The sequence below is a fragment of the Streptomyces sp. NPDC054872 genome (assembly GCF_053610705.1).
On the sequence record NZ_JBSGYY010000047.1, the window covers coordinates 45,213 to 65,109 of the forward strand.

17 protein-coding genes and 2 pseudogenes are annotated in these 19,897 nt (G+C 66.3%); 7 read left to right on the plus strand and 12 right to left on the minus strand.

The genetic code is table 11. The features are described from left to right. Positions 1-320: 320 nt before the first annotated feature. Entirely contained in the window at positions 321-608 is a 288-nt protein-coding gene (locus tag ACWGIH_RS37880; protein WP_453450224.1) for a DNA-binding response regulator, read from the minus strand. Between the two features lie 1,198 nt (positions 609-1,806). Next, positions 1,807-1,947, minus strand: a complete 141-nt coding sequence (locus tag ACWGIH_RS37885) for a hypothetical protein (protein ID WP_453450225.1) — start codon at positions 1,945-1,947, stop codon at positions 1,807-1,809. Between the two features lie 1,582 nt (positions 1,948-3,529). Between ACWGIH_RS37885 and ACWGIH_RS37890 the strand changes: the two are divergent. After that, positions 3,530-3,705: pseudogene (locus tag ACWGIH_RS37890) on the plus strand (IS5/IS1182 family transposase); the annotation flags it as partial. A gap of 197 nt (positions 3,706-3,902) precedes the next feature. Beyond that, complete coding sequence (locus ACWGIH_RS37895; protein WP_453450226.1) at positions 3,903-4,088, plus strand: hypothetical protein; 186 nt, start codon at positions 3,903-3,905, stop codon at positions 4,086-4,088. Between the two features lie 52 nt (positions 4,089-4,140). Here the strand turns inward: ACWGIH_RS37895 and ACWGIH_RS37900 are convergent, their stop codons facing one another. Beyond that, a complete protein-coding gene (locus ACWGIH_RS37900) occupies positions 4,141-4,419 on the minus strand; it encodes a hypothetical protein (protein WP_453450227.1) in 279 nt (92 codons plus the stop codon). 941 nt (positions 4,420-5,360) lie between these two features. Between ACWGIH_RS37900 and ACWGIH_RS37905 the strand changes: the two genes are divergently transcribed. From ACWGIH_RS37905 to ACWGIH_RS37915, 3 genes are all read left to right on the plus strand, one after another. Further along, positions 5,361-5,774 (plus strand): hypothetical protein, encoded by a 414-nt coding sequence (locus ACWGIH_RS37905; RefSeq protein WP_453450229.1) that lies wholly within the window; start codon positions 5,361-5,363, stop codon positions 5,772-5,774. Between the two features lie 802 nt (positions 5,775-6,576). Then, the gene (locus ACWGIH_RS37910; protein ID WP_453691758.1) at positions 6,577-7,572 is read left to right on the plus strand and encodes a tyrosine-type recombinase/integrase; all 996 of its coding nucleotides are present in this window, start codon (positions 6,577-6,579) and stop codon (positions 7,570-7,572) included. 262 nt (positions 7,573-7,834) lie between these two features. Further along, positions 7,835-8,032 carry a hypothetical protein gene (locus ACWGIH_RS37915; RefSeq protein WP_453450251.1) on the plus strand — a complete coding sequence of 66 codons (198 nt, stop codon included), beginning with the start codon at positions 7,835-7,837 and terminating at the stop codon, positions 8,030-8,032. A 3-nt stretch (positions 8,033-8,035) separates the two neighbouring features. Here the strand turns inward: ACWGIH_RS37915 and ACWGIH_RS37920 are convergent. The 9 genes and pseudogenes from ACWGIH_RS37920 to ACWGIH_RS37960 all read right to left on the minus strand — a co-directional run. Further along, a pseudogene (locus ACWGIH_RS37920) lies at positions 8,036-8,990 on the minus strand (IS5 family transposase); the annotation flags it as partial. A 9-nt stretch (positions 8,991-8,999) separates the two neighbouring features. Further along, positions 9,000-9,428 carry a hypothetical protein gene (locus ACWGIH_RS37925; protein WP_453450231.1) on the minus strand — a complete coding sequence of 143 codons (429 nt, stop codon included), beginning with the start codon at positions 9,426-9,428 and terminating at the stop codon, positions 9,000-9,002. Positions 9,429-9,432: 4 nt separating this feature from the next. Beyond that, positions 9,433-10,434: a DUF6192 family protein gene (locus ACWGIH_RS37930; RefSeq protein WP_453450232.1), complete on the minus strand. Its 1,002-nt coding sequence runs from the start codon at positions 10,432-10,434 to the stop codon at positions 9,433-9,435. Positions 10,435-10,995: 561 nt separating this feature from the next. After that, on the minus strand, positions 10,996-11,136 hold the full coding sequence (locus tag ACWGIH_RS37935) for a hypothetical protein (RefSeq protein ID WP_453450233.1): 141 nt from the start codon (positions 11,134-11,136) through the stop codon (positions 10,996-10,998). A 347-nt stretch (positions 11,137-11,483) separates the two neighbouring features. Next, positions 11,484-12,329, minus strand: a complete 846-nt coding sequence (locus tag ACWGIH_RS37940) for a thioesterase II family protein (protein ID WP_453450234.1) — start codon at positions 12,327-12,329, stop codon at positions 11,484-11,486. An 85-nt stretch (positions 12,330-12,414) separates the two neighbouring features. Further along, positions 12,415-13,635 (minus strand): cytochrome P450, encoded by a 1,221-nt coding sequence (locus ACWGIH_RS37945; protein ID WP_453450235.1) that lies wholly within the window; start codon positions 13,633-13,635, stop codon positions 12,415-12,417. 28 nt (positions 13,636-13,663) lie between these two features. Next, the gene (locus ACWGIH_RS37950) at positions 13,664-14,503 is read right to left on the minus strand and encodes a phytanoyl-CoA dioxygenase family protein (protein ID WP_453450237.1); all 840 of its coding nucleotides are present in this window, start codon (positions 14,501-14,503) and stop codon (positions 13,664-13,666) included. Between the two features lie 68 nt (positions 14,504-14,571). Then, a complete protein-coding gene (locus tag ACWGIH_RS37955; protein ID WP_453450238.1) occupies positions 14,572-15,801 on the minus strand; it encodes a beta-ketoacyl-[acyl-carrier-protein] synthase family protein in 1,230 nt (409 codons plus the stop codon). Then, positions 15,798-16,046 (minus strand): acyl carrier protein, encoded by a 249-nt coding sequence (locus ACWGIH_RS37960; protein WP_453450239.1) that lies wholly within the window; start codon positions 16,044-16,046, stop codon positions 15,798-15,800. Before ACWGIH_RS37960 ends, ACWGIH_RS37955 begins: the two co-directional genes overlap by 4 nt. 436 nt (positions 16,047-16,482) lie before the next feature. Between ACWGIH_RS37960 and ACWGIH_RS37965 the strand changes: the two genes are divergently transcribed. Continuing rightward, a complete protein-coding gene (locus ACWGIH_RS37965) occupies positions 16,483-17,628 on the plus strand; it encodes a cytochrome P450 (RefSeq protein WP_453450240.1) in 1,146 nt (381 codons plus the stop codon). A 236-nt stretch (positions 17,629-17,864) separates the two neighbouring features. Beyond that, entirely contained in the window at positions 17,865-19,706 is a 1,842-nt protein-coding gene (locus ACWGIH_RS37970) for a BTAD domain-containing putative transcriptional regulator (protein WP_453450241.1), read from the plus strand. Positions 19,707-19,897 lie beyond the last annotated feature (191 nt).

Sequence of the window (19,897 nt, forward strand, 5' to 3'; positions counted from 1 at the left end):
TTATGGACAGGTCCAGTCAGGAGACAGGGGGGTGGGGTGTCCGGGGCAGTACATGGCGAAGACAGAGGGGCGCCGCGGGTAGGGGCGCGGCGCGCATGATGTACCCCGGGGGTCAGTACAGTCGAAAGTGAACACTTAACTGACCGACTTCGCTGAAAGTTGCTCAACTTCGATCAGTACAGCACGCAACTGACGCTGTGTCGGTTTCCCGAGCGCAGGACGGCGCATTGCCGCCTCCTCGGCGCTCAGACGCACGGCTCGATCCAGAAGTCATCGTGCCGGCGTTCCTGTCGCTGTCTTTGTCGCTGGAGGCGGTCGCGCTAGTACGACCCGCAGGTCGATTCTTCCTGGCGAGGACGATCGGGCCGCCTCGACGGCAGCAGACCCAGCTCGCTGACACGTATTCCGAGGGCAAAGCGTCCGTTCGCGCCGGTGCGCTCCATCATCCGCTGGACACGGCGCTGAACGGTCCGATGGCCGAGTGAGAGCTTGTTGCCGATGGCGTGATCAGGCACGCCCTTACCCATGAGTTCCAGGATCTGGAAGTCAAGGTGGTCGAAGCAGCGGCCAGAATCAGGAAGGTCCTCCGATGCGTATCGATCTGACACCGTCTCGCCTCTCCTAGCCCCAGACGCGGCGTAAACGCTCGTCCGTACGTTCCAGGGCAAACCATTCGCTCACTCAGGCTCGACCAAGTACGGGGGCATCCACCTAAGGGCTTCAAAGATGCAGAACGATGTACCGCCAGCCCCGATGGGCCGACATGGCGCCTGTGCGCCTCCCCGTAACTTGTGTCGGCCGATATATGGACCAACACACGACCGCACCGTTTGGAACGGTGACAGCAACGAGAAGAACAGTTCCATGGCCGGAAACGGAGGGCAAGGCCCGACTTGCGGCGTCAATGCGCCACATTGCAGAAGGCGTACGGGGGCTGCCCCGGCCGGTCTATTCCCCGTAGAGGCCCGGCCGACGGGTTCCCGCGCACGTCGTCGTCCGCAGAACCGTCGATGACGTCCCCTGTTGTCGTGTTGATCTTCCGCCACGCCCGCCGTCGGCGAGGTCCGAACGTACGCGGCCAATCTCAGCTTGAACCTGTCGGGGATCTTGGTGACTGCGCAATCTCTGACGAACCGCCAAAACCCCGGCCGGGTGATTCCGTGCTGGTCCGGGTAGTTCTGGAAGGCGGGCGGCGGTCGGGACGGCGGTGCTTCCCCGATGGGTGGCGTCGGCTGAGGTGCTCGTTTTTTACGGCGATGGCTGTGAAAAGATGCTGTAAGTGGGGCTTTGTGCTGTCCCCGGTAGCGGCAGCAGCACATGTCGTGTGCGTGGGCGAACTCGTTGATGGTGCCCTCCACTCCGGAGCGGACCGCATAGCGGGCCCGCCATTCGAGTGTCTGCGTTCGGCGTGCACGCGGAGTTGCAGGGCACGGAGTTCTCGCAGGGGGCCTACGTGCCCTTGGCCAAGGGAAGCGGGGGGGGCGTCGGGTCGGCTCCCCGGGCAGCACGGCGGGGTGAAGCGACTTTCTGGGGGATGACGGAAGCGCCTCTTCGACCTCGTCTTGATGGGGTCTTTGCCGGATATACGTGTCCCAGATGCCTCAGGCCCCGGCAGATCCCGCGACCTCGCTCCTGGAGGTCCCGATGCCCAAGCCGAGGTACGACCAGGCCCTCGACCGATCGGATGGAACACCCGTGGACATAAGCCTCATGAGGTGAACAGAGCCTGGTGCAGGCGCCTCCGGCGTTCCAGCAGGAGTGGGATGCCCGACCACAGCTCGGGATGTCGAGCTCCAGGTCTGCGGCTCAGGTGGTCAGGGTCTTGTCACGCACCGCGGTGCGGGTATCGGCGTGCTTTTGACACTCGCGCCGATGCGGGCCGTTGGTTCGGCGTCGATCAATTTCCTGCAGCTTCCGCTCGGCCGCCCAGCGCACGGGGTTCGTCACCGCCCACTGATGGTAGTGACTCCTGCAGAAATGCGGCTCACCGTCGGCGGCGTGCCGATCTGCTGAGGTTCGCAGACGCCTCGGTGGGGCCCTTTCCTATTGGAAACTCCCGGAACTGACCTCTTCGGGGTGTTGTCGGATGGGGATTCAGTTGGGGTCCGGCGCTGGTGAGACAGCCCACGATCAGATCGGGCCGGCGCTGGATGCGTCGCAGGCCGAGCCGGAGGGTTGGTCGTCGGTAAAGGCGGCGTCTGCCAGTGGGCCGCGCCTCAGCAGCGACCGCACGCAGGTCGTAGGCCGCAAACGCAGCATCATCGCCGACACCCTGGGCTAGCTGCTGGCGCACTTCATCGAGCACACTGCCACTCTCGGCATCGATCTAGGAAACAGCCAACGTCATCCCGGCAGCAGAGGCTTCACGTCGATCCCCAAACGCTCGGCGGTCGAGCGGACTTACGGCTGGCTGATGCTCCACAGCCGCCTGACCCGCGACTACGAAACGCACCCACGCCATTCCGCAGCCATGATTCACGTCGCTTTGACCGACCCTGATGGCCCGCCGTCTCGGAGAGAACGCCATCTCCTGGCGAGATCAGACACCAGTACAAAAAAGGTGCCTTCAGGGATCAAACAGCAGGATGAAACAACCTCTAGGACTGCGTCCTACGTGACCTTAGACAGATGAACCTCCTCGGGCTCTTCTGGGCCCGGCGCGGTTCGTCAGACCAGGGTTGATCAAGCTATGGCCGTACCGCTACCGCAGTAGCGGACTTCGCCGTCCGGGCCATCTTTGAGGCACGCGCCGATGTATACCTTAGTTCCGTCAGCGATATTCGGGAGAAAGTTGTGTTCGCAGCCGTCGCCCATTCCAGTCGCATCCTCGACTTTCTCGATAAACCAGGTACCGGAGCTGTCCTGCCATGAGACCCTCGCGTAGACGCGGAGGCCGTCTGCCTGCTTGTCGCAAGCACCCAAAACTTCAGGGTTAGGATCTTCGACCCCATAAAAATCACCCCAAAATACTCCGGTCCCTCCGATTGCACCTCCATCCGTCGTACGGACAGAGACGGTTGTGCTAGGCGCCTCTGCGTTGGCCGAGACTGAACTAGTCCCCAACAGTAGGACGGTCGTGGTGAGAGCAAAAACATAAGTAGATTTACGAGAAATCACAGATTCTCCAGTAAATATTGAAAGGTAAGAGTGCGCCTTGGGCGGAAAATTCTTTCAACAGTAGGCATTGACGCTGTTGCGCTGCCGTTAATAGGTGGCGCCGATTCTTCTTGCATCTCGCATTTCGTCACCCACTACTCACGGGATGAGGTGGTAACTTCACCTATAGGAGCACACAACTACCTGGTTTGCCAGTATGAAGGGAAGGCGGAATTACGCCACTCTGTCGACGCAGAAGGTTGTCTTGGCGCCTCGTATTGAGGTGATCGACCCTGGGCACTGTATTGGGTACAAGTGCGGTGAGGTTCACAGACTTGACATTACGAAGGCATCCGGCATGAAGCAGTCCAAAAAGGTATGCCATTCGGCTCGGCATGCTGTCGTTACATGGCGGTGACTGGTCAGCTGCTCGCTGGAGCCCATGATCACCGGCCACCAAACGAGACAAGACCCTCACCGCGGCCGCTACTTCAAGCCCCAGCGCTTCCACGCTGACAAGACGCACGACATCCCTCACCTGCGGAATGACTATGGGGCAAGCTCCTCGGCGTCCTTATCGCCCGTATGGGTATCCAATCCAGCGAGCGCTGAGCTTGCCCCACCGTTTTGCGCGGGGCCCACGCCGTTCATTCGTTGGATCGGTGAGCCCGAGGACTCCGGGTATGGCAGCGAACTTGTCGCCGCTTGATGGAAGAGCAAGTTTGGTTGCCCGGAGCACACGACGGTCGCAACCGCTCATTGAGATAGGCGACTTGATCGCTTTGTAGACACCTCAGGCGCTCAACGTGTCAAGCAGCTTCGGCGAGAGCGGTTGGAAGCGCGGTGTGTTCACCGAACAGCGTGTGATGCTGGAGGCAGTAGTAGAGCTGGCCGAGCATGCGGTTGAAGAGGTTGTGCAGGGCGGATGCGTGCCAGTCTCCGTGGTCGTCGCGACGGCGTCGGTGGTGGACCTTGGCGCCGGGAGGCGGTGATGGAGGCGAAGGCCCAGAGGTAGCCGGCGTGGTTGAGCCGGTCGTTCTTCACTCACCGGCGGGTGATGCTCGACTTCTTGTCGAAGGCCCTGGTGATGGAAGACGCAACAGCACCCGCCTTCACGCCGCGGGCGTCCGCGAACCGGGTCTTGTTGTCTCCGAACTCAGCGAGCACCGGGGCGCCGAGCTGGACACCGAGGCGAGGGAAGCTGAGGATGATCTCGGCGTCCGGATGCCGAGGCAAGGCCCGTTCGACCGCCTCGGCGAGGTTGTCGGCGGCGGAACAGGCCGCCTCCAACTCGCTCAGGAGCGCGCGTATTTGCCTGCCCAACGCCTCCTCGACCAGCGGCGGCTGTCACGCGTAGCGGCGCGGAAGACGCAACGTAGCCGCTCGGGTCTCGGCGGTGATGCCGCGCTTGCGGCCGACCCGCTTAAGCGCGGCTTCCAGTTGTGTGTGGGGCAGCCGCGCGGCCCGGGTCGGGGCCGGGGCCGCCTTGAGGAGTTCCCGGCATCGGGCCGGCACAGCCCGCGGCGGGAGCCCACCGCTTACGGCCCGCCTCCGGCAGCCGGGTTGCCGTCCGATGCCCAGCTGTCTGCACGCTTCGACCGTGCCCACACCGGACTCCAGCAGGCGCCAGTACCCGGAATGGCCCCGATACCGTGGGGCAAATTCCCCACCGTCGCTGGGCACCAGCTTGCCCATCGATGGCTGTAGTTCACCGCCAACATCGGTCGAGCACCCAACACCATCGACGCTTACGGACGCGCGGTAGAGGGCCGCCTCCTCTTCTGCGCCGCTCCAGGCGCTGATCCGCTGCTGGTCGGCAGAGATACGGTGGCCGCGCGGATCAGAAGCATGCTGGACCGTCCACTGAATTGCTCGCCACGCGGCAACCGCCAGGCCACGAGCGGCCTGGCGAACGCCACTGGCAGCGCCTGGGGTGGCCGTCCGGTCCTTCTTCGAGTACCTGGTGGAAGACGGGCTGTATGAGCAGAATCCGGTCCGCCGAGGGCAGTCGAGATGCACCGGCCGAGCGCCCGGCCTCGTCCGACGGATCGAGCAAGCTCCCTGGATCCCCAACGACGAAATCTGGCAGCGAATCCTGATGGTCTGCGCCGAAGAGTCACTGCGTAACCGGCCAATGCTCTCGCTCGCATACGACGGCGCTCTGCGCCGCGAAGAACTCGTCCAACTCGACGTTGCGGACTTGGACCCGCCCACCGCCTGATCCATCTGCGAGCAGAGACCACGAAGTCAAACCGTCGCGGGAGGTGGCCTACGGCTCCGCCTCCTCGCACCTGTTCGTCATCTACCTCGCCGAACGCCGCAACCGGTTCGGCCGGATCAGCGGTCCGCTGCTCCGGTCCGAGTCAAACCGTAACTGCGGTTCCCCACTGGGCTGTTCGAGCTGGTCAAAGACTGTCGAGCGGCTCCCGCAATGTCGTCGCCGACCGTCTTTCTACCCACACCTTCCAGCACCTGCGGCTGACGGATCTGGCCCGCGCCGACTCACCATCGATCAAATCGCCCAGTACGCCGGCCATCGCGATCTCGCCACCACCATTCGCTACATCCACCTGTCCGGCCGTGAACTGGCGGCGCGCTTCCACCGCGCGAACACCACCGTCCAAGCGATAGTGAGCGTCTGCTCGCCTCGCTTCTGGAGGAGCGTTGAACAGCACTGATCCCGAGCCTGTCGCACAGAGCACGATGCCGCTCGAGGCTGCACGCGAGGTGATGCGGCCTGTCGACGAGGCAGTGCGGGCATGGTCCGCCAAGTCTGCACGCGCGGCCCGCGACAGGATCCTCCACGAGGTTCGCACGCGCGACGCCTCCTGCACGTTGTGGGACGAAGCCACGCGGGCAGAAGTGTCCTGCTCGGCCGGCCCCGTTCGCCTGCAAGTCGTCGACTTGGGGCACCTCGTCGGCGGGCACCACCGCTGCACCACGCAGTCGGGGTCAACATGCTCAGCAGGCTTGCCGACCTAGTCTTCGGCCCCGGCTCCATCGAGCCCGCACTCCACGAGATCGAGCGGATTCTCACGTCCTGGCAGATCTCGACCCACCTGCTGACCTGGCAGGTCAAGAATGCGCTACTCGATGCCTTGCTCAGCGCGGGAAGCCCTCATCTGGAGGACATCACCGACAGCCTCGTACGCCAACTCGTGAACGACTACGACAAGGCAGACGGCCTCACGAGTCGTCGCCGCGCCGGGGCCTCGTCAAAATCTCCCGCGTGCTCGCCGACAAGGACATCATCCCCGCCCGCTGCACGCCAACGAGGACAAGGCTGGCCCTCGCGCGGACATGCTCTCCACCGTCCCACCCGAGTGGGCCGAATGGGCCGTGGTGGCGGAAGTTCTCCACCCACGAACCCGGCACCATCCGCACGATGTTCTCCATCATCCTCATCGGCGGACGCTGGGCCGCAAAGAAACTTCCCGACGTCATCTCCCCCGAACTAAGGCCACCTACTACCCCGTCGAGATGGTCCGCGCGACGGTCGCGGTTTGGCTGTTCGGGGGCTGCCGCGTCGACGAGATACGCCGCCTCGAACTCGACTGCGCCTGGGACGAGGGCACCGATGACGCCACCGGCGAGCCGTTCACGATCTGTCTGCTGCACATCCCGCAGAACAAGACATCCCGGCCGTTCAACAAGCCGGTCGGCCCCGTGGTCGGCCAGCTCATCGGCGCCTGGAAGCTCATCCGACCACCCCAGCCCGATCTCATTGACCGCAAGACCGGGCAGAAGCGGCAGCACCTGTTCTGTCACCGCGGCCAGTTCGTCGGCAAGGACTACCTCAACAAGAACATCCTCCCGGCACTCTGCCGCAAGTCCGGCGTCCCGCAGACCGACTCACGGCGCGCACTGACCAGCCACCGCGCACGCGCCACCATCGCCACCCAACTCCTCAACGCGCGCGAGCCGCTAACCCTCAACGACCTCCAGCAATGGCTCGGCCACAAGCATCCGGCCAGCACCCGCTACTACGCGACAATTCTGCAGCGCACCCTCACAGCGGCCTACAAGAAGGCCGCCTACTTCGCCCGCAACGTCCGCACCATCCAGGTGCTGATCGACCGCGAATCCATCCTCACCGGAGCCGCCGCAGGAGGCGGGCAGCCCTGGAAACTACGGCCTCGGCGACGGCTACTGCTCCTACGACTTCTTCGCCAAGTGCCCCACCGGCTTGCTTGCGCACGCTGCCCGTTCTACGTCCCTAAGCAGTCCACCCGCGGCCAGCTCCTGGCTGTCCAAGACGGCATCGACCAAATGCTCGAGCGCCTCGACCTGACCAACGACGAACGTGAAGCCCTCGAGGCGACCGCGAAGCAGTCACCGCGCTCACCGAGCGGCTCGCGGACACTCCTACCCCTGCCGGCCCGGCACCCAGGCAAATCGGAACTGCCGACACCTTCATCCCCCCTGACTCACATGAACACGATTGCCCCCGACAAGGGCGATCAGGAGACCCATTGACGCCCTCGCACACCCGCGCAATCCCCAACAGAGAGGCCGTGAACCATTCCCGATTCTCAGTGCCTGATTGGGAACCTCGGAGAGGCGGGTCAGGGCTTGGGCGTAACGGCTTGCGATGCCTTGCGTCGGGCGAGACTGCGTGATGGTTGGGTAGGGATCAGACCTGTCTGGGCTAGTTGCCATGGGTGCCCAGGGTCGAAAGATGCTGACATGGGGCCAACCGTCAGTTTCAGTGCTGATCTCTGATCTGGAAGGACCCTCCATGGCCGCGAACGACCCTCTGAACACCTCAGTGCCCCTTGACGAAACAACCTCCGCGGTCGGCGGCGGCATTGGGCAGCTCGATGTGCCCGCCATGAAGACGCTTGTCACCAGCGTGAACGACGCGAAGGTAGGTGACCCGATCACTCAGCCAATGAAGGACGCGGCCCAGACGCTCGGGGGAGCCCTCGGTAGTTAGGGAGGGCTTGGGTGTCTGCAGCGGCGGAGCCGCCGCAGGCGGCTCCGCCGCGCGAGGTTGAAGCGCAGCGTGCGGGCCGGGCAAGTGCCGGAGGGACGGGGCCGAGGCGCCTTCAGGGCTTCTTCGACCAGGTGGTGCGGGGGCTCTTGCGAGCGAGCCTGCGGGTCATCAACGTGATGAGAGCCCAGGTCAGATGGGCCTCAGAATGCTGAGGTAGGCGCTCATAATCCCGGACGTTCCGACGGGACTTCATGATCCAGCCCAGGGTCCGTTCGACCTTCCAGCGCCGGGGCAGGACGACGAAGCCCTTGGCTCCGCGGGGTCGGGAGACGGTCTTCAAGGTCATGTGCAGGAAGTCGTCGGACCAGACGGTGAGCTGGCCTGCGTAGGCGGAGTCGGCCCAGATCTGGGTGATCTGGGGCTGCATGACGCGCAGGCGCCAGAGGAGTTCGCGGGCCGCGTCGCGGTCGGTGGTGTCGGCGGGTGTCACCGTGATCATTACCGGGAGTCCGAGGGTGTCGACGGCGATGTGTCTCTTGCGTCCGTTGATCTTCTTCCCGGCGTCGAAGCCGCGGGTGGCCTTGGAGACGGTCTCGGCTCCCTTGACGGACTGGCTGTCGACGATCAGCGTGACCGGCCAGGGGCATCGCCCCTGGCCGGTGCGGATCTGGCGGCGGAGCTGGTCGCGCAGGAAGGCGACCACTCCGGCTCGGTGCCAGTGGGCGAAGTGGTAGTAGACCGTCTGCCAGGGCGGGTAATCCGCGGGTAGAGCGCGCCATTTGACGCCGTTGTCGACGAGGTAGCGGATGGCGTCGACGATCTCGCGGCGGTGCCACTTCTCCGGCCTGCCGCCCGTTTTGGTCTGGCAGGCCGGGACGGGCAGCAGCGGTTCGAGCAGGGCCCACTCCGCGACCGTGGTGTCGGAGGGGTAGCGGCGCCGTCGGGCGGTCAGGGGCATCGGAGAGTCTCAGGTTTTGGCGAGTTGGGCGAGGGTGGCGCGGACGCCGGTGAGCTGGGCGACGGCGACCTGGGCCCATTCGTCGTCGGGGTGGCGGGCCAGGTGCGGGTCGAGCGTCCCCGTGATCAACCGGGTGAGCCGGCCCAGAACGAGCTTGAACTGCTTCTTCTCGTACTCGATCCAGTCTGCGGGCTCGTCGGAGAAGAGGTAGCCGTCCTTGCGGCGCCAGATGATGGGCGTGAGGCGCTCGGCCGCGCCGACGTCGCGCAGGTGTCGCACTCCCCGGGCGACCTGTGAGGGGGTGAGGCGGGTGGCGGCGACCAGTTGCCTGGTCTGCAGTCCGGCCGGTCGGGCTTCCATCAGCGCGACGCGGACCAGGTCGCCGTAGTGCTCGCTCAGCGGCTGGGTCTCGCCGCCGCGGCGGCGCCGGGCAGGCAAGGGTTCACTCGCCCTTGAGGAGCTGAGCGAGCTGCTCGTCCAGGGTGAACCGGCCTGTGTCGAGTGCGGCCTCCAGCCAATCCGCAGCGCCGCGGACCTTCGCTATTCCACGCCGGAGCGTTTCGCGTTCGTCCTCGCTGAACTCCTGGTCTCGCAGGCGCGGGACCAGGCGGCCCAGGGTGGCGACGTATTGGTGGCAGGAGCCGACCAGGTCCAGGTATTCCAGAGTGTGCTCGATCTGGCGGACCGCCGGGACGCGGTCGCGGATCTTCTCGCGGATCTCCTCGGAGTTGTCGAACTGCGCCCGGTTGACGGTGAAGCGGGTGGTGTCATCGCGCATGGCCTGCCGGGCGACCCGGGGCCGCTGCAGCAGTTCGGAGGTGACGCTGGTGGCGACCTCGTCGTCGCGGGTCAGCTCCTGGACGACGCGGACCCGGTCGGCCGGCGGCAGGCTCTTGGCTGTGTCCGGCCGCCGCAGCAGGCTCGCCGTGACCTGGGCGGCGACGTCGTCGTCGCGGGTCAGGTCGGTGACCGCCCGCACCTTCTCCTCGACCGTGACCGGCCGGTCGACCTGCTGCCCGACCAGTCGTTTCGCCCCGTCGGAGGTCCACTGTTTCCTGCCCGAGCGGGAGTTGACCGGGGCGTCCTCGATCGCCACCCAGCGTTCGGTCTCATCCTGGATGGAGGCAAGGATTTTGTGGACAGTGTGGGAGACGCCGTCCTTGCGCTTGTCGGCCGGCCAGCGCGAGGCGGTCCACCGCCAGTCCTCCACCGTGCTCAGGGCCACCCCTATGTCGTCGGCGAACATCTGGAGCGATTCCTCGACCGTGAACAGGTCCTCGGTGCCCTTGGCAACCGACCCGCCCACCGGCCTCATCGGCTCGATCTCTAACGCCTTGTCCCCGAGCGCGAACTGGGCCCGGGCGACCTGCGCGACCAGTGCCTTCGCCTCGGCGACGAGTTGTTCGTAACGCGTCCGCGAGACGTTCCCCACCCGATCCGACATGCCGGTTCACCACCTTGCCCCGGGCAGGGCCAGCCACCGGACAGTGACAGCGCAACGTCGTATCAGCCCAGGTCACGACCAGAATGGATCCGTTCATCACCGCGGCGGCAGGCGCGTGAGGGGAGTGTCCGAGGTGCGTCAGCCGCTCGCCGCACCCCTATGCGGAGCGGACGGGGCACCCGTGTCATCTGCGGCGTTCGGCTTTGGCGTCACCGTGACGGAATTCCGTGACAGCTTCTGTCGCCAGGCCCGGGTGCGGCAACGCGACGAGCAGAAGACCGTCGACCGGCGATGCTCCACCCCCACCGTCCACTCATGACCGCAGACCGGACACGTTGCGCCGTCCCCGCGTTGCATCGCCGCCACCCGCCGACGGGTCTGTTGCAGGGCCCGCCACCTTCGCGACCTGCACCGACCCGAACAGAAGACCGCTGCCGCCGACTTCGTTGGCGCCAGCGGCATCCCGCACTCCGGGCAATACCGCCGGGCCGTCCCGCCAGAGCCCATAACTTCCAGCATCCAACCCGCCGAGCCCGACGAACAGAGATCTCAAACACTCACTCAGTAACCTGCCAGCGTGAACAGCTCTTCCTGGTAGCTCTCCACGATGTCGTGCTGTGGATGGAACAGACCGAGACGCACGAACGTCTGGGCCGAATGGCGCGTTGCCGACCAGTGGGTGACGTGGTTCGGTGCGATCACCGGGTGAACCTATGCTCCCGCAGCTCCTCTTCCGCGCCCTGCTGCCCGTACTGACCCCAGCTTCCGCACCGTCTTCAGTAGCCGCGCAACTGTGTCACCCGCAGCCCCGTAAACATCTCCACCCAATTCCTTTCAGCGCTCGACATTTCGGCCATAAGCGGAAAATTGTCCCCGTTAGTAATTACGTTTCGAAAGTATCTGCGGGTTTTCGTTCTTTCCTGTCTGTTTTGGGGTGGGCCGACAAATGTTTGGCGTCAGTCCGCGCGCCAACAGTGCAATGCATGTCGGACAGCACAAGTCGGCTGCCACTCTGCCGGCAGTCTGGCGAAGCAAATGCAGCCACTGTCTCACTGGCTACCCTTGGTCGGTGCAGGCCGTCCCGGATTGAGTCGAATGCCATGCGAGGTCCGTCTGGCGGGGTTGAGGGTGAAGTGGGCGGGCCGTTTAGCGCCCGGTTCCGGTAGCGCAGAGGTAATAAGGTCGGCGAGGTACGTCAGGTGATCATCGACGAAGAAGTGCCCTCCTGCCAGTACGTGGAAGGAGGAGGCAGCTCCTGTTTCGCTCTCCCATGCTCGAGCACTTTCATCCGTAACGCCTGGGTCCTTGTCGCCCCACAGGACTGTGATTGGGCAGTCGAGCTGGGGTGCGCTGCGGTAGACATAGTCGTCCACGATCTGGTAATCGGCGCGTACGGGAGGAAGTATGAGTGGAAGGACATCGGGGTAGGCCAGCAGCTCGTCATCCGTTCCTGACAACTGCCTTATGTCCTCTATGAGTTCGGCGTCAGACATCTCACGTACCGGCTTCCTCCCCGTAAGCTGCGGCAATGAGGGGCCGCGCCTACCGGAAACGAACAGAGCGGCGGGCGGCCGCCCCTCGGTTGTCAGACGTCGCGCGGCCTCAAACGCCACGAGTGCGCCCATGCTGTGCCCGAACAAGATCGTCGGCGTTGGGTCCCCGGGGGCGGGAAGTGCAGCGAGCGCTGCTGCGGCCATCTCCTCGACTCGCTCGGCAAATGGCTCAGCGAACCGCTCCTGGCGGCCTGGGTACTGCACGATCAACGGCTCCAGGCTGCTCGCAACGGCCGCCGAAAGTGTGTGGTAAGCACTGGCCGAACCGCCCGCGTGAGGAAAACAGAGTAGGCGGCTTTCGGTGCCGGGCGGGGGGTGGAACCGGCGTATCCAGTCGCCCACGAGTCTGTCCTCTCCTTCGTGGAACTAAGCCGTGCTGACTTTTCGCCACTCAAGTCCAGTGGGGCAAGGTGGTGTTGGTGTCTGATTACGACACGGTGAGAGAGACGGGCAGGTGCTCTGGGCCGTTGACGACGACCGAGTTCAACAGTGTCGGCTCCCCGGCAAGTTCGATATCGATCGACTGCGCGATCAACTCATTGTAGAGGTGCCGCAGTTCGACGCGGGCGAGCATGCTGCCGACGCAGAAGTGCTCGCCGAAGCCCAGCGCCAGGTGGCGATTGGGGTTGCGCCGGACGTCGAAGCGGTCGGGCTCGGGGAAGACCGACTCGTCGCGGTTGGCCGACGGCAGCCAGAACGTGACGCGGTCACCCGCGACGATCCGCCGACCGCGGATCTCCACCGGGCGCGTGGCGGTGCGCATGATATGCGTCGCGGTCGATGTCCAGCGCAGCACCTCTTCGACGGCCGAGGGCAGCAGTGTCGGGTCGTCCTGCAGTGCGCGCCACTGATCGGGGTGGCGCAGCAGCGCCAGCATGCCGCCGGAGGAGGCGATCCGGGTGTTCTCGGTGCCGCCGACGAGGAGGTTGTCGCAGTTAAGGATCACGTCGTCCGGAGCTAGCGGTTCGCCGTCGATCTTGGCATTGGCGAGGACGCTCACCAGGTCGTCCGCGGGGTTCTTCGCCTTGTCCGCCCGCAGGGCATCGAAATAGCCCAGGATGTCCAGGTGGGCGAGGCGCTGCGTCAGCGGGTCGCTGGCCCCGAACGCGTCACTGGTCAGCGTGAACAGCCGCTCCCAGTCGGCGTCGGGGACCCCCATCATCCGGCAGATCACATAGAGCGGGACGCGGGCGGCGATGTCCGCGACGAAGTCGCAGGTACCTCGCTCCAGGGCCTCGCCAACCACGCGCCGCGCGACCTCCTGGATGTCCTGCTCGATGGCGCGCACCGAACGAACCGAGAACCACCCGTCGATAAGCTCGCGCAGCTGCTTGTGGCGTGGGGCGTCGGTCAGCGCGAGGGTGCGGCCGCCGCCGGGGTCGGCGCCGTGACTGTCGGGGCGCAGCAGAATCCCTTGGGCGGAGCTGAACGTAGCCGCGTCCCGGTAGGCGGTGCGCACGTCGTCGTACGTCGTCAGGGCCCAGAAGCCCGGCAGTTCGGTCGGTTCGTGCCAGTACACGGGCGCGTGCGCGCGGAGCCAGCGCCACTGCGCGAACGGGTCACCCGTCGCGTACAGCTGCGGGTCCACGAGATTGATCTGCGGTCTTTGTTCGGCCGGTCGGATCGGCTTGGTCGGCTCGGTCGCCATGCGGGGTCTCGCAATTCTGCTCGGCGCTCTAGTACGACACCAGGTCAAGACGCTCGTCGGCGTGGGGCTCCACCGGCGTGGTGTCCCGGGAGACGAGGAAAGCGGGGCGGGTGGCGCGCGCGGGGGCGTTGGTGACTGCGTTGTACGTGATGAGCAGCAGCGCGCGCGGGTCCGCCGACCGGTTATTGGACGAGGAGTGGACGATGCTCGGGTGGAAGACCTGGATGGAGCCGCGCGGCCCCGTGAACACCTTTCGGCCGCTCTCGTCGGCCAGGTGCTGTGCCCGGTCGCCGTTCACGGTGTAGGCCAGGTCGGCCGACACGTGCGAGCGCCAGTCGGACTCGTCACCGTCAGCGCGGCCCTCGGGCAGGTCGAGGAGGCCGAGCCGGTGCGAGCCGGGTATGGCGGTGAGTGGTCCGTTGCCCTCGTGGACGTCGTCCAGGGAGATGGCGATGTTGACGGCGTCGGGGCTCGGCATGCCGTCCTCCTCGTGCCAGAACGCAAAGTCCTGGTGCCACGGCCAGGCCGCCCCCTCGTACGCCTGCTTGAGGTTGACCTTGAACTGGTATACGTAGACGGGCCCGCCGACGAGTTCCTCGGCGAGCTCCACGAGCCGGGGAAGGCGGACGAGGGCCGCACACACCTCGTCGAATGCGTGGCAGCCGTGGATGGCGCGGACCGTGCCGCTGTCCTTCTCGTGCACGACCTCGGGTCGGCTCTCGCGGCTGATGGAGAGCACGCGCTCGCGCAGCAGTGCGACGGCTTCGTCAGCGAAGCGGAACGGCGGCTCGCACCAACCGCCTGTCCCGTAGGCGTACTTGAGGTCGGCGAGCGAGGTGACGGCGGTGTCTGCCGCGGTGCTGGCCATGGACACGAGACTCCTGGGTGACGTAGGGAAGGCGTCCGACTCGGGCGGTCGTGCGGGGCTGGCGCGAGTCAGGCGGAGGTGAGGACGAGTGCGGCGTTCTGGCCGCCGAAGCCGAAGGACGTGCTGAGCGCGGCGGTCGTGAACACGTCACGGGGCTTCTCGGTCACCAGGTCGAGTCCGGCCGCGGCGTCGTCGACCCGCTCCACGTTGGCGGTTGGCGGCACCTGCTGGTTCGCAAGCGTAAGCAGGGTGAAGGCCGCCTCCAAAGCGCCGGCCGCGCCCAGGGTGTGCCCTGTCAGGCTCTTGGTGGCCGTCACCGGCGGGGCGTGCGGGAACACGCGGGTGAGCATGCCCGCTTCCGCGGCGTCACCGAACTGCGTCGCGGTGCCGTGGGCGTTAACATGCCCGATGTCCGCCGCCGTCAGACCGGCGTCGGCGAGGGCCGTGCGCGTGGCGAGTTCCGTGCCTCGGCCCTTAGGGTCGGGCGTCGTGTAGTGGTAGGCGTCGGCGGAGGCGCCGTACCCGGCTACATGGCCATGGAGGCGCGCCGAGCGGGCTCGCGCGTCCTCGGCCCGCTCCAGGACGAGCATGCCCGCGCCCTCGCCGAGCACAAAGCCGTCCCGCTCGGCGTCGAACGGGCGGGAGGCCTCGGCGGGCTTGTTGCCGCGCGTCGAGAGTGCCCCCATGCGGCTGAAGCCGATGCTGGCGATGCGGGTCCGGCCGGACTCGGCGCCGCCGACGACGGCGATGTCGCAGCTGCCCGCCCGCAGCAGGTCCCGTCCAAGGCCGATGGCCGTGGCACCGGAGGCGCAGGCCGTACTGACGCTCAGGCTGGGGCCGGACGCGCCCAGGTCCGTGCTGATTTCTCCGGCCGTGATGCCGGTCAGGCAGCGCGAGATGAACAGCGGCGAGACCCGTGAGTGGCTCTCGGCGGCGAAGTGCTTTGACTGGCGGTCCCAGTGGTGAGTGCTGGTGCCGCCCACGCCCAAGATCACCGCCACCCGCGTACCGTCCCATGTCTCTCGGTCGAGCCCGGCGTCGGCCACGGCCTGCCGGGCGGCGACGACCGCCATCTTCGCGTACGGCTCCAGTCGCCAGGAGAGCGCGCGGCCGAGCAGGTAGTCCCCGTCGAAACCGGGCACGGCGCAGCAGAAGTCGACGCCGAGGCCTTCGAGCAGGGGGTCGGTGGCGGCGGTCGACGTACCGGCCAGCAGTCCCGCCCATGTCTCCTCGATGCCGATACCGAGCGGCGAGACCAGGCCGAGGCCGGTCACCGCCACCGCGGGGGAGGCGTTCACGAGGACGCCTCGGTGCGGCTGCTCGTCGCAGTCTCCACCAGAGCGACCGCCTCCGCGATGGTGCTGTCCGGCGTCAGCTGCAGCGGCGGCACGCCGTACTCCTCATCCAGGATCACCGAGAACTCGACGAGCGCCAACGAGTCGATCTTGAGCTCGACGAACGTGATGTCGGGAGTGATGAGTGACTTCTTGATGCCCAGCGCTTCGGAAAGACGCTGGACGATCTCGTCATGTTTACTAGACATCAGGAATTCCTTCCGAGAATGGCCGGACAATAGGCGTTCCATCGACCTTCGGTGCGTGCGGGTTCCGGTTGCAATGACGATGGAACTCCGGTATTTCCGCGAGGCCTGCGGAAATGAGGAAGAGTATTGCCCGGCTCGCCTCGCAGCGATTCGCTCAGGAGCCTCTACGCAATCATTATCGTTGCGCTCGATCGTATCCTGCCGCCTCCGACCTGGTGCGGTCACGATAGTCGCGACCCTAGGTCACAGATCTCCGCTGTGGCAAGCCACAACTGGCCCTGGTGTTCGGTGTTATCGACCGTCGAATCCTTACACCAGGCATGACCGGCTCCGGGATAGTTCCGGTTTCACGCATTGATATATGAATGAAAACGAAGCGATAGATCACGGGTGCATCGTCTGCAGCAACATGTCGCGACGGGGGGGATGGATAGAGATGCCGAATTCCGCAGATCTGCTCGACGGGCTGCCGGTGGGGCCACTCCCCCTGCCCTGCCACCCCGAGGAAACATCCCCCGTGCAGTGGGTGAACATGCCCAACGGCGTAGGGGTCTGGGCGGTGTCCGACTACGGCCTCGCCCGCCAGGTGCTCGCCGATCCACGGTTCAGCCGCGCGGCGGCCGTCGCGCCCGACGTGCCGAAGGTCGCCAGCCTCGACCCTTCGCCCGACTCCATCGTCAGCCTCGACGGCAAGGCGCACGCCCGACTCCGCAGGATCGTCGCGGGGGCCTTCACCGAGCGCCGCACCAGCGCCCTCGCCCCGTTCATCGAGCGCCGCGCGCACGAACTCCTGGATGCCATGGCCGCAGGCGGGTGTCCGGCGGATCTCGTCGCTGGGCTCGCCGCGCCGCTGCCGCTCAGCGTGCTCTGCCACATGCTTGGCGTGCCCGAGGCCGACCGGGAGAGCTTCCGGGAGTGGGTGCCGGTCCTGTTCGACCTCGAGGGGGAGAGCGCGGAGAGTCGCACCCGGGCGTTCCTCCTCACCCACTACATGACCAAACTCATCGGCGGGAAACGCCGAGAGCCCGGCGACGACCTGATCAGCGAGCTGATTCAGGCGGCTGATGGGGAGGGCAGGCTGACGAACCGTGAGCTCGTCACTCTCTCACTCGCGCTCCTCATGGCCGGCTACGACTCCACCGCCGATCAGATCACGCTCGCGTTCCTCACCCTGCTGCACGACCCCGCCCGCGCCGCCGCCCTGCGCGCCGACTCCGGGCTCATCCCCGCCGAGGTCGAGAAGATCTTGCGCACCAACCCCTCGGCACCCGTCAGTTTTAGTCGCGCCGTCGCCGAACCGGTCCAGCTCGCTGGTGTCACCATTTCACCGGGAGAACCGGTCCTGGTATTCCTCATGGGCGCGAACCGCACCCGCGGCGATTCCGGAAACCCTCACCTCACTTTCGGCCGCGGAGTGCACCGCTGCCTCGGCGCACCGCTGGCCCGACTACAGCTGGCGACCGTGATCCGTTTGACCCTGGAGCGCTTCCCGGACCTCGCGCTCGCCGAGAGCATCGAGGCTCTCGACTGGAAGCCCGCCGCGGCCACCCGCGGGCTCAAGTCCCTTCGTGTGCAATGGTGAACGTCCCGATGATGGCCCAGACGTACACATCCGAAAACCGCACCCGTCCCGGATGAACGGCGTGCCTATAGTGATCAGGTAGCTCCACATGCGACGGGGGTAACAGGGTGGATTTGGGGAGTGATTGCGTGGCTTCCTCCGGTGCCGGGCACGACGGGGCAGACGAAGCCACGCACGAAAGAATTGCAATAAGGGTGCTGGGCGTCTTGTCGGCGACCGTCGGTGGACACCCTGTCGTGATAGCGGGTCCACGGCAGCGCACCATCTTCGCGATGCTCGTCCTGGCCGGGGGCCGCGTTGTTACCGTGGACAGCCTCGTGGACGCGGTCTGGGGGAGCCGACCGCCGAACACGGCACGGACCCAAGTGGCCATCTGTGTAGGCGCGTTGCGCAAGGCCTTCAGGGCGGCGCTCTTCGACGCCCCGGTCATCGAGACCACCCATCCTGGGTACCGGATCCTGACCAGGGCGTGCACCTTCGATACCCATGATTTCGCCGCCGACTGCGCGGAGGCCGCGGAGGCCGTCCGCCTCGGCCATATCGACGAGGGAGTCGGGTGGTACCGCAAGGCCCTCGACCTGTGGACCGGGCCCGCCCTGTCCGGCGTTGCGGGACAGGGCGTCGCGGACGAGGCCACCAGGCTGGAGTCGGAGCGCCTCGCCGTCTACGAAGCGCTGTTCGACGCTGAACTCACGCTCGGCCGCCACCAGGAAGTCCTGCCCGAACTCTCCGCTCTGGCTGACGACCAGCCGCTGCACGAGAAGCTGCGGCACTCGCTGATGCTCGCCCAGTACCGCTCCGGGCGCCGTGCGGAGGCGGCAGAGGGCTTCCGCACCTGGCGCAGACGGTTCGTCGAGGAGATCGGGATGGAGCCGAGCGCCTCCATCCACGAACTGCACCGCGCCATCCTCCAGGACGCCCCCGAACTCACCCTCCGCGACGACGCGCACCTCTCCGGGCGTCGTGCACTGCCCGCAGAACTGCCCGCCGACGTACCGGAGTTCCTGGGCCGCGAGCCCGAACTCGCCGTACTCGACACCCTGTTGGCCGACACGGACGACGAGGGGTTCTCAGGCACCGCCCGGCCGTGCGTGGGCGTCGTCGCAGGCGCTGCCGGGGTCGGCAAGACGAGCCTCGTCGCGCACTGGGCACACCGCTCGCTGCGGCACTTCCCCGACGGACAGCTCTACGCGGACCTCTCCCAGTACGAGTGGACCCAGCCCAGCACCACCGTGCACGCCCTGCTCGGCCGCTTCCTGCGGGTCCTCGGCGTCGCGGCCGAACTGGTCCCCGACCGTGCCGACGAGTGCGTCTCGCTCTACCGCAGCCTGCTGGCAGACCGACGCATCCTCGTGGTCCTCGACAACGCCTGCAGTCTGGAGCGCATCCAGTCGTTCCTGCCTGGCTGCGGGCCTTCGCGGGTCGTGGCCACCACCGGCGGGCGGCAGGACCCGATGGCCGTCGGTAGCGGCGCGGTCCGCGTCGACCTCGGCCCGCTGCCCGACGCGCAGGCGGTCGAACTGGTGGCACGCATCATCGGCGAGGGTCGCGTCCTTGAGGACACCTCGGCCGTCAACGAGCTGGGCCTCCTGTGCGGCAGGCTGCCCCTCGCGCTGCGGGCGGCCGCAGGCCGTCTCGCCGCCAAACCACACTGGTCCGTACGGCATCTGGTGTACCGGCTGACCAATGGGAGCCGACGCCTCGACGAACTCAGCGCGGGCGGCCTGGAGGTACGCAAGGGTCTGGAGCGCGGCTACCGCAGCCTGCCCGAGGAGGCGGCCCGCATGTGCCGCATGCTGGGCCTGCTCGACACGCCGGACTTCACGGCCCAAGCCGGCGCCACGTTGCTGGCTGTCGACTACGTGGCGGCCGAGGACGCGATGGAGCAGCTCTTCGACATGCATCTGCTAACCGTCGTCGGCACGGACGCCAGCGGGGCGCTGCGCTACGCCTTCCACGAGCTCGCCCGGCTTTTCGCCCGTGAGCGAGCGCTGGCCGAAGAGTCCGAGCAGACTCGGCAGGCCGCGCTCAGCCGCCTCTCCGGCATGCACCTGGCCGGTCTGTCGATATCTCACTGATAAAGGCGACATCTAGTATCTGCGCGTCATGTGAAGGTAGCGAAGGTTCCGCAGGAGTAGCTGCGCGCGCGGAAGGTACTGGTGTGGAGACTGCGCCCCTGGAGTTTTGGCAACGCATGCTCACCGGCGGCGGATTCACCCCTATTCCCCGGTGGCCCGAGCGCGCGGCGAATCCCGTCGGGACCGTTGGC

Excerpts from the sequence above, each read along its gene's own strand:
- ACWGIH_RS37915 (WP_453450251.1), top strand. The coding sequence starts at position 7,835 with ATGGCCGCGAACGACCCTCTGAACACCTCAGTGCCCCTTGACGAAACA.
- ACWGIH_RS37930 (WP_453450232.1), bottom strand. The coding sequence starts at position 10,434 with ATGTCGGATCGGGTGGGGAACGTCTCGCGGACGCGTTACGAACAACTC.
- ACWGIH_RS37945 (WP_453450235.1), bottom strand. The coding sequence starts at position 13,635 with ATGGCGACCGAGCCGACCAAGCCGATCCGACCGGCCGAACAAAGACCG.
- ACWGIH_RS37960 (WP_453450239.1), bottom strand. The coding sequence starts at position 16,046 with ATGTCTAGTAAACATGACGAGATCGTCCAGCGTCTTTCCGAAGCGCTG.
- ACWGIH_RS37965 (WP_453450240.1), top strand. The coding sequence starts at position 16,483 with ATGCCGAATTCCGCAGATCTGCTCGACGGGCTGCCGGTGGGGCCACTC.
- ACWGIH_RS37950 (WP_453450237.1), bottom strand. The coding sequence starts at position 14,503 with ATGGCCAGCACCGCGGCAGACACCGCCGTCACCTCGCTCGCCGACCTC.
- ACWGIH_RS37910 (WP_453691758.1), top strand. The coding sequence starts at position 6,577 with ATGGTCCGCGCGACGGTCGCGGTTTGGCTGTTCGGGGGCTGCCGCGTC.